Raw genomic sequence first — 15,479 nt, forward strand, 5'->3', positions numbered from 1 at the left:
TCTTCATTCGGCCTGCCGCCGCTCAAGCGTTGGCCACGGGAAATACCACCGTGCCGGAAACGATCGATTCGGTCGGCTGTTCCGTGAGTTGCCTGGATGCATTGGCGGCATAGAGTGCCAGCTGCGACGCTTGCGGCCAGGCGCCGGCATCGGGCCTGACATTGCGGGCAAGGGCGGCGGCAAGTGCATCATGGTCATTTCGTTGCAGTGCATCGTCATAGGCGGCGGTGCGGCCGTAGAACATCTTCGCCAGTTTCCGCATGCGCTTCGGCACGCCGACGTCGCCAATGCCCAATTCCCGCAATGAATGTTCGACATCCATGAAGAACTCGTCGATCAGCACCTGCGCAACCTCTGCCGCCGCACCACCCTCGCCGCGCAACCGGTGCTGGAACAGGAACATGTGCAACGACAGCATCTCGAAGCGGCCGAGCGGTGTGTCCGGCACGTTCCAGGCGGAATAAAACACCGTTTGCCGCGCCGCCGCCACGATTTGTGCGTAAAGCGCCTCGGTGATGGCGCGGTTGGCATGTCGTTCGCGGCCAAAGAGGCGCTGGAACATTTGAGGGTGGTCTCCCGGGACCGTTTGTTGAAGTGGCCTTGTTGCATCGGCAAGCAAGCTGGTTTACCGGTTTTGCGGCCCAGCGCAAGTTGCGGCCAGCTTATGGAGTTGTAGTTGCGCGCGCTGAAATTCAAGTCGACTTTCCTGCCCAGGCCCACCGGTGCGGTTCCGCTGCTGGTGATCGCTGCGGCGCTTTCCGCCTGCAATTCATCCAAGATGATCGGCGATCTCAATCCGAGCGAGACGCTGACGCAAGGCTACGTCATCGACCAGCAGGCGATCGACCTGGTGCCGGTCGGCTCAAGCCGCGAACAGGTGCTGCTGGCGCTCGGCACTCCCTCGACGAAAGCGACCTTCGACAACGAGGCCTTTTATTACATTTCGCAGACGCGCAAGCGCTACGTCGCCTTCGACAAGCCGCGGCTGGTCGACCAGCATGTACTGGCGGTCTATTTTGGCGATGATGGGCGCGTTACGCAGATAGCCAATTACGGGTTGAAGGACGGCAAAGTGTTCGACTTCATCTCGCGCACCACGCCGACCGGCGGCAAGGACCAGAACTTCCTCAGCCAGATCATCAGTGGCGCCAGCAAGCTGGCGCCTGGTGTTCCCGGCGCCAGCGGCGGCAGCTCGCTCGGCGGCACCTGATCCACCCAGGGTGTCGGCTTCCTTCCGTTCCTTTCGCTTCCCTGTAAGCGGCACATCTCAGGCAATGAAAAACCCGCGGGAGCGATCCCGCGGGTTTTTGTCTTAAGGTCGTAGCGACCGAGCTTAGCCGTGCGCGAGAACGGCCAGCAACAGCAGCGCGACGATGTTGGTGATCTTGATCGCCGGGTTGACCGCCGGGCCGGCAGTATCCTTGTAGGGGTCGCCGACCGTGTCGCCGGTTACCGAGGCCTTGTGCGCTTCGGAGCCCTTCATATGCTTGACGCCGTCCTTGTCGACAAAACCATCTTCGAACGACTTCTTGGCGTTGTCCCAGGCACCGCCGCCGGAGGTCATCGAGATGGCGACGAAAAGGCCGTTGACGATGACGCCGAGCAGCGAGGCACCGAGCGCGGCAAAGGCGGATGCCTTCGAACCGGAGATCAGGAGGACGCCGAAATAGACGACCAGCGGCGCCAGCACCGGCAACAATGACGGAACGATCATCTCCCGGATCGCTGCCTTGGTCAGAAGGTCGACGGCGCGCGCATAGTTCGGCTTCGAGGTGCCGGCCATGATGCCCGGATCCTCGCGGAACTGCTTGCGCACCTCCTGGACGATAGCACCCGCGGCGCGGCCGACGGCGGTCATGGCGATGCCGCCGAACAGATACGGGATCAGGCCGCCGAAGATCAGGCCGGCGACGACGTAAGGATTGGAGAGGTCGAAGGAGACGTCGCCCATGCCCTGGAAGTACGGGTATTTGTCGCCATTGGCGGCAAAGAACTTCAGGTCGTTAGAATAGGCCGCGAACAGCACCAGCGCGCCGAGGCCGGCCGAGCCGATGGCGTAGCCCTTGGTTACCGCCTTGGTGGTGTTGCCGACAGCGTCAAGCGCGTCGGTTGACTGGCGCACTTCCTTGGGGAGGCCCGCCATTTCGGCAATGCCGCCGGCATTGTCCGTAACCGGGCCGAAGGCATCGAGCGCGACGATCATGCCGGCGAGGCCGAGCATCGTCGTCACCGCGATCGCCGTGCCGTAGAGGCCGGCAAGCTGGTATGTCGAGATGATGCCGCCGACAATGACGATCGCCGGCAACGCCGTCGCTTCCAGCGAGACCGCGAGGCCCTGGATGACGTTGGTGCCGTGACCGGTGACCGAGGCCTGGGCGATGGAGTTCACCGGACGCTTGTTGGTGCCGGTATAATATTCGGTGATCACCACGATGAGGCCGGTCACCGCAAGGCCGACAAGACCGCAGATGAACAGGTTCGTGCCGGTAATAGCCATGCCGGCGACGGTGCCGATCTCCCCCCAGCCGATACATGCCGAAGTGGCTACGGCAAGGCCGACAATCGACAGCAGCCCGGTCACGATCAGGCCCTTGTAGAGCGCGCCCATGATCGAGCCGCTGGAACCAAGCTTGACGAAGAAAGTGCCGACGATCGAGGTGAGGATGCAGGCGCCGCAGATGGCCAGCGGATAGAGCATGGCCGCGCCGAGAACGGCGGTGCCGCCGAAGAAGATGGCGGCGAGGACCATGGTGGCGACCACAGTCACTGCATAGGTCTCGAACAGGTCGGCCGCCATGCCGGCGCAATCGCCGACATTGTCGCCGACATTGTCGGCAATGGTGGCCGGATTGCGTGGATCGTCTTCGGGAATGCCGGCTTCAACCTTGCCGACGAGATCCCCGCCGACGTCGGCGCCTTTAGTGAAGATGCCGCCGCCGAGACGGGCGAAGATCGATATAAGCGAGGCGCCGAAGCCGAGCGAAACAAGCGAGTCGATGACGACGCGATCGTTTGGCTGCAGACCCATGAACTGGGTCAGGATCAGGTAGTAGATGGAGACGCCGAGAAGGGCCAGGCCAGCAACCAGCATGCCAGTGATGGCGCCCGACTTGAAGGCGATCTCAAGGCCGGCAGCGAGGCTGTTGGAAGCCGCCTGCGCGGTGCGCACATTGGCCCGCACCGAGACGTGCATGCCGATGAAGCCAGCGGCACCCGACAGAACGGCGCCGATCAGGAAGCCGATGGCGGCGGTAATCGAAAGCAGCCACCAGGCGAGCAGCAGGACCACGACACCGACGATGGCGATGGTGGTGTACTGGCGCGCCAGATAAGCCTGCGCGCCTTCGCGGATGGCCGCGGAAATTTCCTGCATGCGTGCATTGCCCTGATCGGCCGCGAGAACCGAACGTGTCGCCCAGATGGCGTAAAGGACTGAAAGCAGACCGCAGGCGATGACAGCTGAAATTATGGTCATTGCCGAATTTTCCTCGATTGGTGGCCCAAAAGAACCCCTCCCCGGGCCGTTGAGACAGGGGACGAATTTCCGCAACCGGAATCCGTCCCTTCGCAGCGGCTTATGCGAAACAGGGCTCGGAACGTCAAGATATTGTTCGGTTCTTGTCCGGCTTTCGCCCAAAAGATCCCGGGTTTCGCCCAAAAGGCTGGACGGCAGTGCGCCTGTCGACACCGCCATCCGGTTAGATCGATTGAAATCGACGAAGGGCCGTCAAGCTTTGCGCGGGTCGCCGTCCGGCTGGACGACGAAGACCAGCACCACCAGCATGGTCATGTAGAATTTGAACGCCGCCTCCTGACCATTCCATGTCGAAGACTGCCACATGGCAAACCACTCGCCGCCAACGACCATGAAGCCGAAATACCAAACGAGAAAGCCAATTGTGGCGGCAATGATGGCGAACTTCTTGGCATCGTTGAAAGCCTGTCCGCTGGCGTTGCGCGCCTGCCAAAGTTGCCAGGCGGCGATCAGGTACAGCAGGCAGGTCAGCGCCTCGCCAAGGATGATCAGCCAGTAGCCTGCCGTCCACAAGGCCGGGTTGGTGATCGAGCGGTACATCAGTGCGTTGCCGGGAAAGGTCGTGTCCATGCTCAGCACATGCTGGACAAAGGCGAAGTTTGAGCCGTAATCGGTGATGTTGCCAAAGGCGACGAGGAAGGCGAAAGCCGCCAGACACAAACACATGACGATCTTGGAGAAACGCGCGGTCATGGCAAGAACTCCTGCTGAAAGATCGGGGGATCACACTCATCAATCGCCGAGTCCCGAAGATCGCGCAACGGGTGGCCCAGTGATCATCGTACTCACAGCCATTGCAAGACATTATGCCGGCAAGCAAGACATTGCCGAGACTGTCGAAGCCCTCGATCTCGATAGTGATTGCGCTGTGGGCGACTTGGTCTCTGTGGTTAGAGCCGGTACACAGCACGATTTCGCCGTCATCCGCCGCCGCTGGATCGCCAGCGGGACGGGTATGGCGCTCGAACTGACGCTTGATCATCCGGCGCGTTCGATCGGCCGCTGAAAGGAACGAAGCTCGCTCGGAGAGGCTTACTCCGCCTCGCGTCCCATGCGCCGCGCTGTGCGGCGCTCGATCGCCGACAGCCCGTCATAGATCAGTACGGCAAGGGCGGCGACGATCAGGCCGCCCTGCAGGATGAAGGCGAGGTTGTTCGACAGCAGGCCGGCGATGATCACCTCGCCCAATGTCCTCGCCGCAACTGTCGAGCCGATGGTCGCGGTGGCAAGGCTGATCACCACCGACAGCCGGATACCGCCGAGAATGGTCGGCGCGCTGAGCGGCAGCTCGACCTTGACCAGCCTTTGCCAGCCAGTCATGCCGGCGCCACGCGCCGCCTCGACGACGTTGGCCGGCAGCGTCGTCAGGCCGGTCAGCGCGTTCTCGAAGATCGGCAGCAGGCCATAGAGAAACAGCGCAATCAGCGTCGGCTTTTCGCCGAAGCCGACCGCCGGCACGGCAAGCGCCAGCACCGCCACCGGTGGAAAGGTCTGGCCTATATTGACCAGGCTGCGCGACAGCGGCAGGAATTCGGCGCCGGCCGGCCTGGTGACCAAAATGGCGAGCGCGACCGCAACGATCGTCGCGGCAACCGTCGCGATCAGCACGGTCCGCAGATGCAGCAGCGTCAGCGTCAACAGGCTGCCCTGATTGTAGATTACCGGCGCGTTGTTCTCTGTCAGCGGCTTCAGCAGCGGTTCGAACCAGCCGGGATTGGTGACGAAGGCGATAAGCACCACCACCAGGGCAAGCCTGAGCAGTGATGGAAGCCAAGCCTTGAAGCCAGCCTCTTTCATGCCGGTCTCGCCGCGCGCTTAACTAGCCCGTCCACCGTGACGCGGCCAAGCGGCTTGCCGTCGGTATCTGTCACCGGCAGCGCAGGGCGGCCCGACCACAGGAGTTCGGCGAGCGCGTCGCGCTGGCTGGCGTCACCGGGGATCGCCTCGCCTTCGGCGGTGCCGTTTTCCACCGCGTCGCGGACCCGGCCAAGCGACAACAGCCGGAACGGTTTTTCGCTGGCACCTACCAGGGTTTCGACAAACGTGCTGGCCGGTTTCGCCAGTATTTCGGCCGGCTCGGCATATTGCACCACTTTGCCGCCGTCCATCACGGCGATCTTGTCGCCCATGTGAACGGCCTCTTCCATATCATGGGTGACCAGGATGATGGTGGTGCCGAAGCGCTTCTGGATTGCCAGCAGATCCTCCTGCGCCTTGTTGCGGATAATCGGATCGAGCGCCCCGAACGGCTCATCCATCAACAGCACGTTGGGTTCCGCGGCAAGCGCCCGAGCGACGCCGACGCGCTGCTGCTGGCCGCCGGAAAGCTCGTGCGGATAGCGTGGCCCGTAGTCTTGCGGGTCGAGCTGGTATAGCGTCATCAGCTCGTCGACGCGGGCCTTGATGCGGTTGGCGTCCCAGCCGAGCAATACCGGCACAGTGGCGATGTTCTGCGCCACCGTGCGATGCGGAAACAGGCCGTGGCCCTGGATGGCATAGCCTATGCTGCGGCGCAGCTCATAATCCGGCACCGAGCGGTTGTCGACGCCGTCGAGCTTGATCACGCCCGATGTCGGCTCGACCAGCCGGTTTATCATGCGAAGCAGCGTCGTCTTGCCGGAGCCGGAGGTGCCGACGATGACGGCGATGCTGCGCGGCTCGATTACCATCGACACGTCGTTGACGACTGTCGTCTCGCCATAGCGCTTGGTGATGCCTTCGATCTCGATCATGCCGTTTCAACCCTGCGCTTGCTGGCGCTCATTTGGATCACTGCATCGAGGATGATGGCGACGGCGAAGGCCAGCGCCACCGTCGGCACGGCGCCGAGCAGCACCAGGTCCATCGCCGTCTGACCGACGCCCTGGAACACGAACACGCCAAAGCCGCCGCCGCCGATCAACGCGGCAATCGTGGCGAGGCCGATATTCTGCACCAGCACGATGCGGATGCCGGTGAGGATCACCGGGAAGGCGAGCGGAAACTCGACGCCGAACAGCCGCTGGCGGTCGGTCATGCCCATGCCGCGCGCTGCGTCGTTGGCGGCACGCGGCACACCGGCAAGGCCGACCACGGTATTAGTCACCACCGGCAGCAGCGAATAGAGGAACAGGGCGACGAAAGCCGGCGCTGTGCCGATGCCGCGAATGCCGAGCGCGGCAGCACCCGGCACATGCGAAGCGACCCAGCCGAGCGGCGCGATCAAGAGGCCGAACAGCGCGATCGAAGGAATGGTCTGGATGATGTTCAGCACGTTGAGCACGCCGGCCCGCAATTTCTCGACGCGATGGCAGAGGATGCCAAGCGGCAGGCCGATAATCACTGCTGCCGCCAGTGAACCCAGCGCCAGCGTAACGTGCTTGGAGCCTTCCGCCCAAAAACTATCGGAGCGATTGAAATATTCCTTGAGGATCGACAGGCTGTTCCAGCTCCCCGAGACGAGCAGCAGGCCGATCGCCGCTGCGGCGACAACAAGCACGCCGACCCGTGCCCGGGGCGACAGGTTCAGTCTTGTGAGCACGTCGGCGAGCAGAAGGGTGAAGGCGAAGATAAGCAGCCCGAAGCCCGAAGCCGGCGAGATACGGGCGAAGGTGTTGCCTGCGGGCGTCAGGAAGCTGCCGGCAACGCCGATCAGCAGCGCCAGCGCCGCAAGTGCAACCGCACTGGCGGCGAGGCGCAGAGCAAGCGGCGTTTTCAGCAGCGCAATGAGCGCCGCTGCGACAACAATCGCCATCAATAGCGGACCGACCGCCGCGGGCAAAGATTCGAGGATCGAGCGCGCCTCGCCGGGTACGATGCGATTGGCACGGAAGGTGGCGAATGGCGCCGCGAAAGCCGCATAGGCCGATATCGCCGCGATGACCACGCCAAGCTTGTCGAACCGGATGCGCACGCCCTCCCCCATCGGCCGATCCGGCGCACCTTGAAGCGGAGCGCCGGAATCGCCTTACTTCAGGAAGCCGTTCTTTTTCAAAAAGTCCTCAGCGACGCCCTTGACTGGCTCGCCGCCAACCTGCACGCGGCCATTCAACTCCTGCAGCGTGACGAGATCGAGCTTGGCGAAGACCGGCTTCAGCAGCGTCTCGATTTCGGGATGCTCCTTCAGCACCGCCTCGCGAATGATCGGCGCCGGCTGGTAGACCGGCTGCACAACCTTGTCGTCTTCAAGCACGACTAGGCCGGAGGGCGCGATGCCGCCGTCGGTGCCGTAGACCATGGCGGCGTTGGCGCCGTTGGTCTGGTTGGCCGCAGCGGCAATGGTCGCCGCCGTATCGCCGCCCGACAGCGTGATCAACTGGTCCGGCTTCAGCGTGAAGCCATAGGTCTTCTGGAACGCGGGCAGCGCGGCCGCCGAATTGACGAACTCGGCGGAGGCCGCCAGCACCACCTTGCCGCCGCCCGAGACATATTTGCCGAAGTCAGAAAGGGTGACGAGCTTATTGGTATCGGCGACCTCCTTGCGCAGGGCGATCGCCCAGGTGTTGTTGGCCGGTGACGGTGACAGCCAGACGATCTTGTTGGCGTCGTAGTCGAGCTTCTTGGCAGTCTCGTAGGCCTTGGCGGCGTCTTTCCACACCGGATCGTCGGCCTTCTCGAAGAAAAAGGCGGCGTTGCCAGTGTATTCCGGATAGATGTCGATCTCGCCGGCTGTAATCGCCTTGCGGACCACGGGCGTGCCGCCGAGCTGGATACGGTCGGTGGTCTGGATATTATTGGCATTCAGCACCAGTTGGATGATATTGCCGAGCACGCCGCCCTCGGTGTCGATCTTCGACGACACCACCACCTGGGCACTCGCCGAGGCAAACGTAATTCCGAGCGCTAGTACAGCGCCGGCCAGAACCTTGATTGAAAACATCTCACAAATCCCTTGCTGTGAACCGGAATACGGCTGCCGCATATGAGCATGGCTTCGATGCCCCGTCGGGGTACACGGTTTCATAAGAGGGGGGATGGGCGCAATAATTTTGTTCGGATGTGAGTGAATCCGCTGCCGCGACGCCCCGACAGCGTGACGTCAGTTGGCCGCCCGCAAGCCCGTCATCTTCAACACGCCCAGTGCCACGAAGCACAGCGCGACGACCGGGAAAATCATCCAGTTCAGCATCTCCCAGCCCCAGGCATTGTAGACCGCGCCCGACATCAGCGAGGCGAAGGCGACGGAGCCGAACAGGACGAAATCGTGGAACCCCTGGACCTTGCCTTTTTCGGATGGCTGGTAGCTGTCGGCCACCATGGCAGTGGCACCGATGAAGCTGAAGTTCCAGCCAAGGCCGAGCAGGATCAGCGTCGTCCAGAACTGCCACAGTGCCAACCCCGACAGCGCGACTATGCCGCAGCCAACGAGCAGTACCAGGCCGATAGCCACGATCCGTTCAGCGCCAAAACGATGGATCAGCGACCCCGTGAAGAAGCTCGGCGCGAACATCGCCATGACGTGCCAGGAAATGCCGAGCGTGGCGTCGTCGGTCGAAAGGCCGCAGCCGACCATGGCCAGCGGCGCGCCGGTCATCACGAAGCTCATCAGTGCGTAGCTGCCGATGGCGCAAAACAACGCCGCGACGAAGCGTGGCCTGGTGACGATTTCTGAGAGCGGCCTGGCGTCGCCGTCGGAAATTTCAACCTTCTCGGTTGCTTTGGCTGGGATACGCAACAAAGAGAGAATGGCGGCGCCGACCGCCGCCAGCACCAGGATGGACGCAAACGAGCCGGCAAACTTCACCGGCGAGAACAGATCGCCGGTGAAGATGACGATCTGCGGCCCGAGTATGGCGGTGACGATGCCGCCGGCCAGCACGAAGGAGATGGCACGCGCCTTGAATTCAGGCGGAGCATTGTCGGCGGCGGCAAAGCGGAATTGCTGGACGAAGGCGCCCCCGATCCCGATCACGGCCAAGCCGAAAGCGAACAGCCAGAAGCTGGGATGAAACAGCGCCAGCGTGGCGATCAGGCCGCCAAGCGCTGTCACCGCCGTTCCGGTCATGAAGCCGTCGCGCTGGCCGAGCCGGCGGATGACCGCCGCGGCCGGCAGGGAACCGAGTGCCACGCCGACATTGAAGCCGGTGATCGGCGCGGTTGCCAGCGACTTGTCAGCGTCGAGCAGATACTGCCCGGCCAATCCGCCCATGGAAATGGCGATGGGTGCGGCCGAGCCGATGATCGCCTGCGAGGCTGCGAGGATGAAGGCGGTGCGACGCGCTTCCTTGCCCGCCTCAACGGCGACGACGGCGGTCATGAGGCGTCCTTACCGCGGCCCTCGCCGCGCACCCGGCGCGACACGCGATCAAGCACGGCATTGACCAGTTTCGGCTCGTCGTCCTCGTAAAATGCCTTGGCGATGTCGACATACTCGGAGACGATGACCGCCACCGGCACGTCCTCGCGCTGCATCAGCTCGTAGACGCCGGCGCGCAATATGGCGCGCAATGTGGAATCGAGCCTGGATAGAGGCCAGTCCTCGGTCAGTGCCTGTCGGATGATCGGATCGATGGTCTTCTGGTGCTCGACGACGCCTGCAAGAATGGCGCGAAACCATTGCGCATCGGCTTCGCGATAGAGCGCGCCGTCGACTTCCTTTCCGAGCCTGAACGCCTCGTATTCGGCGGTGATCTCAAACACGCCGCTGCCGGCGACGTCCATCTGATAGAGCGCCTGTACAGCGGCCAGACGGGCTGCACCGCGCTTGTTGGCATGGCGAACCGCAGGCTGGCCGGGCGAAGCGGGTTCGCTCACGTTCGCTCTCCCAGCTGTTCCTTTAGAGCGATCATGGTCAGCGCCGCGCGCGCCGCAAAGCCGCCCTTGTCGCCTTCCGAACGCCTGGCCCGTGTCCACGCCTGTTCGTCGTTTTCGGTGGTCAGGATGCCGTTGCCGATACAGACCGAATCCTGCACGGACAGGTCCATCAGGGCACGGCTGGATTCATTGGCGACAATCTCGAAATGATAGGTGTCGCCGCGGATGACTGTGCCGAGGGCGACGAAACCGTCATAGTTCGTCCCGCCTTCGGAGGCACCGTCGAGCGCGAAGGAAATCACGGCGGGGATTTCGAGCGAACCAGGAACGGTGACGACATCGTATGTCGCGCCCGCTTGGTCGAGCGCGCTGGTCGCGCCTTCGAGCAGCGCGTCGGCAAGGTCGTCGTGAAAGCGCGCCTCGATGACAAGAAGGTGCGCCTTCTTCTTCGGACGGGTGAACGCTTTGCCGTGTTGGGATGTGCCTGCCATAGATGTCTCCGGGGATCGCCGGTGACTTAGGCCGAAGCCGGTTTGATCGCAAGCGGAAGATTGCCGAAGGAACTTTCAAGGCCAACTCGGCGGCGATCGCATCAGGGAATGGGCTTTATGGACGAGCGCCTCAAAGCCCCTCCTTCGCCGCCTCCATCAGCCGCGCGGCGTAGCGGGCCATGGTGTCGATCTCGAGATTGACCCAGTCGCCGACCTGGCGTTCGCCCCAGGTGGTGACGGTCAGCGAATGATGGATCAACAGCACGTCGAAGCGGGTGCCTTCGACCTTGTTGACGGTGAGCGAAGTGCCGTCGAGTGCGACGGAACCCTTGGGGGCGATGAATTTGGCAAGCCCGCGCGGTGCTTCCAGGGTAAAGCGCACGGCGTCACCCTCCTCCTTGCGGGCCACGATCTCGGCCATGCCGTCGACATGGCCTGATACAATGTGGCCACCGAGTTCGTCGCCGATCTTCAGCGCCCGCTCCAGATTGATCCTCGTGCCGGATTTCCAGGCCATAGCTGTCGTCAGTCTGAGTGCTTCTTCCCAGGCCTCGACCTCGAACCACCGTGCGTTGGCGCCGTCTTCCGGCAGTCCCGTTACCGTCAGACAGACGCCGCCACAGGAAATCGAGGCGCCGATGGCAATGGTCTGCGGATCGTAGGCGGTGTCGATACGCAAACCGACGCCTTCCCTGAGCGGCTTCACGGCAGCGACGGTGCCGACATCGGTGACGATTCCAGTGAACATTAGTTTGGCCCCGTGAACATCAGTTCGGTCCTAGATGTCTCTTATCCATTCCGCATATGTGTCTTCGCCGAAACGCATGTTGCGCAATTTGCGAAATCCCGGCGGGATATTGTTGGCATCGATTGGCGATACAATGCCGCCCTCGCCGATCGCGTCCGGCCCCTGAAACAGCACGATACGATCGACCAGTTGTTCGTCGAGGAACGCCTTGGCCACCCTGGCGCCGCCCTCGACCAAGAGGCTGGCCATGCCGAGCGCCGCCAGATCCTCGAGCAGTTCCGGCAGCGCAATATCGCCTTCATACGTCTCAGTGCCGATGAAGCGAACGCCGACGCGTTCGAGCGCGGCGCGCCGGTGCGGATCGGCCTCGGCGCAGGCAGCGATATAGAGCGGCACACGGTCGACGCCGGCGACCAGTTTCGAAGTCTCGGCTAGCCTGATCTGACGGTCGAGCATGATGCGCGCCGGCGAACGGCTCTCCAGTCCCGGAAGCCTAACCGTCAGCGCCGGATCGTCCTCCAGTGCCGTGCCGATGCCGATCAATATGCCATCGGCTTCGCCCCGCATCAGATAGACTTCGCGCCGGGCGATATCGCCGGTGATGGAGACTTGTCCCTCGCCTCTCACGCCGATCTTGTTGTCGCTTGAAAGCGCAAGCTTCAGAATCACTTCCGGGCGTTTTTTCAGAGATCGAATCAAATAGCCGGCCATCTGCTCCGCGGCGTCGGCCGCCAGCACTTTTTCCACCACCTCGACCCCAGCGGCACGCAAGATTGCATAGCCCTTGCCGGAAACACGCGGGTCCGGATCGCTGGCAGCGCCGACCACACGCGCCACGCCGGCACTGACCAGCGCATTGGCGCAAGGCGGCGTGCGGCCGTGATGGGCGCAGGGCTCCAGCGTTACATAGGCGGTGGCGCCGCGCGCCAGTTCGCCGGCCTCTGCCAAAGCCTCGGTCTCGGCATGCGGCCGGCCGCCGACGGCGGTGACGCCGCTGCCGACGATCATCGGCCCGTTGCCGTCATCACGCACGATCAGCGTGCCGACGGAAGGATTGGTCGAGGTCCGGCCGGCATTCTTGCGCGACAGCCTGAGGGCTGCCGCCATATAGCGGCGATCGAGGAGCTCTTGCTCAGCCGTGCTGGGTTCGGACCCTGCCATGCTCAACTGGCATCCTCTTCGCTCTTCCGCTCTTCGCCCCTGGGCTCGTCGGTTTTGAGCTCGTCGCCTTTGAGTTCACCCAACACGTCGTGGAAATCCTTGGCCTCGCGGAAATTGCGGTAGACGGAGGCAAAGCGCACATAGGCGACATCATCGAGCGACTTAAGCGCCTCCATGACCAGCCGGCCGACTTCGCCCGAAGCCACTTCGGTCTCGCCCGAGCTTTCGAGCTGGCGCACGATGCCGGTCACCGCCCGGTCGATACGTTCCGGGTCGACATTGCGCTTGCGTACCGCGATCTCGACAGAGCGCAGCAACTTGTCGCGGTCGAACGGCACCTTGCGTCCAGACTTCTTCACGACGACGAGATCGCGCAATTGGACGCGCTCGAAAGTGGTGAAGCGGCCGCCGCAATCCGGGCAGACGCGCCGCCTGCGGATCGCCGCTCCGTCTTCGGCAGGGCGCGAATCCTTCACCTGGGTATCTTCGGACTGGCAATAAGGGCAGCGCATGGAGAGCCTTCGGTTCGCGATTCTCGTGGAGCGAAAGGCTTAGAGGTTTTTGCCACGATGGCAAAGTATGGCCGATGACCGATCGCGCCTCAGAGATAGCGAGGCACGAGGAAAATTGCGAGAGTGGCAAGCAGTTGAACGGCAATACGCCAATCAGGGAGCGACGTCGCCGGTCGGGAAGCCGCAGGACGTGCCGAGATAGCGATAGGCCTTGGTGAAGCCGTCCATCGATATGGTCGCGACCGGCTTGTCGGCGAAGCTGACATCAAGGGCGCTCGTACGGCGCATGGCACGCAGTATGGCAAGCGTGGTCTCGGGTTTGTTGTCCATCATCCACTGTCCGTCGGCGATAAGATGAAAACCAGCCTTGATCTTGTCGTTAACGTCGCGAAACACCGCCGGGACGTTGTCACCTTTGGGCAAGTCACTGTTTCTCACGGCGATGATGAGGCTCGGATAGCCTCCGGGTGGCAGTACGTCGCCGTTCGAGATGGCCAGCGTAAGGGTACCGGTGGTCCCGTTAGCGTCGAAAAAGACCGTCGAAGCGGCGCAGGTCTTGCGCACATCCTCACCGGTGTTGACCTCGTCCATCGTGGTGGACCACCTGCCGAAGGTCTCTGTCCTTGGCGCTGCCGGCGTCGGCTCGGTCTGCGCCAAGGCGAGGCCGGACAGCTGCAAAATGGCCGATGCCAGCAAGGCACCAAAGCCGGCGACACGGAAAGTTTGCATCATTGAGCTTCTCCGCAGGTGCCTTGCTGTCGCACCGGGATTGTCGCGCACATGGAGGACACTCGGCGTCGGTCAACCAAGATACGGGTAAAGCGGAAAACGATCCGTCAATGCCGCCACCTTGGTCTTCACAACTGCCTCGACGGCCGCATTGCCATCGTCGGAATTGGCGACTTTCAGTCCATCCAGCACCTCGGCGATCAGCTTGCCAATCTCGCGGAACTCAGCCTGGCCGAAGCCGCGCGTGGTGCCAGCCGGCGTGCCAAGCCGAACGCCCGAGGTGACGAAAGGCTTTTCCGGGTCGAAGGGGATGCCGTTCTTGTTGCAGGTGATGTTGGCGCGGCCAAGGGCAGCCTCGGCGCGCTTCCCGGTGGCGTTCTTGGGGCGCAGGTCGACCAACATCAGATGGTTGTCAGTGCCGCCGGAGACGATGTCGAGACCGGTTTCCTGCAGGCTGGAGGCCAGTGCCTTGGCATTGGCAACGACGCTCTCCGCATAGACCTTGAAGCTCGGCTTCAGCGCCTCGCCCAGGGCCACCGCCTTGGCGGCGATGACATGCATCAGCGGTCCGCCCTGCAGGCCGGGGAAGACGGCCGAATTCATCTTCTTGGCAATGTCCTCGTCATTGCACAGGATCATGCCGCCACGCGGGCCGCGCAGCGACTTGTGCGTCGTGGTGGTGACCACATGGGCATGCGGCAGCGGCGACGGATGCATGCCACCGGCGACCAGTCCGGCGATATGAGCCATATCGACCATCAGATAGGCGCCGATCGAATCGGCGATCTCGCGAAAACGCTTCCAGTCCCAGACACGTGAATAGGCTGTGCCGCCGGCCAGGATCAGCTTCGGCCTGGTCTCATGGGCGGTCTTCTCGATCGCGTCCATATCGAGCAGATGATCGTCCCGGCGCACGCCATAGGAGACGACCTTGAACCATTTGCCGCTCATATTGACCGGCGAGCCATGCGTCAGGTGCCCGCCGGAATTGAGGTCGAGACCCATGAAGGTGTCGCCGGGCTGCAGCAGCGCCAGGAACACCGCCTGGTTCATCTGGCTGCCGGAATTCGGCTGGACGTTGGCGAAGTTGCAGCCGAACAGCTTTTTCGCGCGTTCGATGGCGAGTTCCTCGGCGACATCGACAAACTGGCAGCCGCCATAGTAGCGTTTGCCTGGATAGCCCTCGGCATATTTGTTGGTCATGATCGACCCCTGCGCCTCGAGCACGGCGCGCGAGACGATGTTTTCCGAGGCAATCAGCTCGATCTCATGGCGCTGGCGACCGAGTTCGTTGCGGATGGCGCCGAAAATCTCGGGATCGGCATCGGCAAGCGTGGTTTCGAAGAAGGATTCGAATTTGTTCGACACTGCCGCTGCTGTTGCCATGGGCTGAACTCCTCAAGGTTCGGGGTCTGTCGCGCCATTAACACAGTTGCTTTCGGCCCGCCACGTTTGGAGCGCGAAATTTGCTGGCCGGATTGCGCCAGAGAGACTGGCGGCCTATTCCCTTGCCCTGCTGAAGGGCCGGCAGGCTTCGGTGAGCGTGATCTCGGTGAACAGCGCCTGCATCG

Annotated in this window: 17 protein-coding genes; 2 read left to right on the forward strand and 15 right to left on the reverse strand. The window is 62.8% G+C overall.

Annotation, left to right across the window (positions count from 1 at the left end; translation table 11 throughout):
- Positions 1-22: 22 nt before the first annotated feature.
- A complete protein-coding gene (locus NKJ17_RS16190; RefSeq protein WP_352506496.1) occupies positions 23-562 on the reverse strand; it encodes a ubiquinol-cytochrome C chaperone family protein in 540 nt (179 codons plus the stop codon).
- Positions 563-676: 114 nt separating this feature from the next.
- Between NKJ17_RS16190 and NKJ17_RS16195 the strand changes: the two genes are divergently transcribed.
- Positions 677-1,210: an outer membrane protein assembly factor BamE gene (locus tag NKJ17_RS16195; RefSeq protein WP_352506497.1), complete on the forward strand. Its 534-nt coding sequence runs from the start codon at positions 677-679 to the stop codon at positions 1,208-1,210.
- 123 nt (positions 1,211-1,333) lie between these two features.
- Here the strand turns inward: NKJ17_RS16195 and NKJ17_RS16200 are convergent, their stop codons facing one another.
- Together NKJ17_RS16200 and NKJ17_RS16205 are read right to left on the reverse strand one after the other, a co-directional pair.
- The gene (locus tag NKJ17_RS16200; protein WP_352477171.1) at positions 1,334-3,475 is read right to left on the reverse strand and encodes a sodium-translocating pyrophosphatase; all 2,142 of its coding nucleotides are present in this window, start codon (positions 3,473-3,475) and stop codon (positions 1,334-1,336) included.
- Between the two features lie 252 nt (positions 3,476-3,727).
- Positions 3,728-4,228, reverse strand: coding sequence for a DUF2165 family protein (locus NKJ17_RS16205; protein ID WP_352506499.1), 501 nt, complete (start codon positions 4,226-4,228; stop codon positions 3,728-3,730).
- 79 nt (positions 4,229-4,307) lie between these two features.
- Between NKJ17_RS16205 and NKJ17_RS16210 the strand changes: the two genes are divergently transcribed.
- Positions 4,308-4,541: a hypothetical protein gene (locus tag NKJ17_RS16210; RefSeq protein ID WP_352506500.1), complete on the forward strand. Its 234-nt coding sequence runs from the start codon at positions 4,308-4,310 to the stop codon at positions 4,539-4,541.
- A gap of 26 nt (positions 4,542-4,567) precedes the next feature.
- Here NKJ17_RS16210 and NKJ17_RS16215 read toward each other — a convergent pair whose 3' ends face one another.
- The 12 genes from NKJ17_RS16215 to glyA form a co-directional block, all read right to left on the reverse strand.
- A complete protein-coding gene (locus tag NKJ17_RS16215) occupies positions 4,568-5,332 on the reverse strand; it encodes an ABC transporter permease (protein WP_352506501.1) in 765 nt (254 codons plus the stop codon).
- Positions 5,329-6,267, reverse strand: coding sequence for an ABC transporter ATP-binding protein (locus tag NKJ17_RS16220; protein WP_352506502.1), 939 nt, complete (start codon positions 6,265-6,267; stop codon positions 5,329-5,331). The genes NKJ17_RS16215 and NKJ17_RS16220 overlap by 4 nt, the downstream gene beginning before the upstream one ends.
- Entirely contained in the window at positions 6,264-7,439 is a 1,176-nt protein-coding gene (locus tag NKJ17_RS16225) for an ABC transporter permease (RefSeq protein ID WP_352689383.1), read from the reverse strand. The genes NKJ17_RS16220 and NKJ17_RS16225 overlap by 4 nt, the downstream gene beginning before the upstream one ends.
- Before the next feature lie 42 nt (positions 7,440-7,481).
- Positions 7,482-8,393 carry a glycine betaine ABC transporter substrate-binding protein OsmF gene (gene osmF, locus NKJ17_RS16230; protein WP_352506504.1) on the reverse strand — a complete coding sequence of 304 codons (912 nt, stop codon included), beginning with the start codon at positions 8,391-8,393 and terminating at the stop codon, positions 7,482-7,484.
- Between the two features lie 159 nt (positions 8,394-8,552).
- Positions 8,553-9,770, reverse strand: coding sequence for an MFS transporter (locus NKJ17_RS16235; protein WP_352689385.1), 1,218 nt, complete (start codon positions 9,768-9,770; stop codon positions 8,553-8,555).
- Positions 9,767-10,267 (reverse strand): transcription antitermination factor NusB, encoded by a 501-nt coding sequence (nusB, locus tag NKJ17_RS16240; RefSeq protein WP_352506505.1) that lies wholly within the window; start codon positions 10,265-10,267, stop codon positions 9,767-9,769. Before nusB ends, NKJ17_RS16235 begins: the two co-directional genes overlap by 4 nt.
- Positions 10,264-10,758: a 6,7-dimethyl-8-ribityllumazine synthase gene (gene ribH, locus NKJ17_RS16245; protein WP_352506506.1), complete on the reverse strand. Its 495-nt coding sequence runs from the start codon at positions 10,756-10,758 to the stop codon at positions 10,264-10,266. Before ribH ends, nusB begins: the two co-directional genes overlap by 4 nt.
- Before the next feature lie 130 nt (positions 10,759-10,888).
- Positions 10,889-11,506 carry a riboflavin synthase gene (locus NKJ17_RS16250; protein ID WP_352506507.1) on the reverse strand — a complete coding sequence of 206 codons (618 nt, stop codon included), beginning with the start codon at positions 11,504-11,506 and terminating at the stop codon, positions 10,889-10,891.
- A gap of 30 nt (positions 11,507-11,536) precedes the next feature.
- The gene (gene ribD / locus NKJ17_RS16255; RefSeq protein WP_352506508.1) at positions 11,537-12,667 is read right to left on the reverse strand and encodes a bifunctional diaminohydroxyphosphoribosylaminopyrimidine deaminase/5-amino-6-(5-phosphoribosylamino)uracil reductase RibD; all 1,131 of its coding nucleotides are present in this window, start codon (positions 12,665-12,667) and stop codon (positions 11,537-11,539) included.
- 2 nt (positions 12,668-12,669) lie between these two features.
- Positions 12,670-13,179: a transcriptional regulator NrdR gene (nrdR, locus tag NKJ17_RS16260; protein ID WP_352506509.1), complete on the reverse strand. Its 510-nt coding sequence runs from the start codon at positions 13,177-13,179 to the stop codon at positions 12,670-12,672.
- Positions 13,180-13,332: 153 nt separating this feature from the next.
- A complete protein-coding gene (locus NKJ17_RS16265; protein WP_352506510.1) occupies positions 13,333-13,911 on the reverse strand; it encodes a hypothetical protein in 579 nt (192 codons plus the stop codon).
- A gap of 69 nt (positions 13,912-13,980) precedes the next feature.
- A complete protein-coding gene (gene glyA / locus NKJ17_RS16270) occupies positions 13,981-15,294 on the reverse strand; it encodes a serine hydroxymethyltransferase (protein ID WP_254817549.1) in 1,314 nt (437 codons plus the stop codon).
- Between the last annotated feature and the right edge of the window lie 185 nt (positions 15,295-15,479).

Origin of the sequence: Mesorhizobium sp. M0208, assembly GCF_040322015.1 — a bacterium.
Lineage (GTDB): Bacteria > Pseudomonadota > Alphaproteobacteria > Rhizobiales > Rhizobiaceae > Mesorhizobium.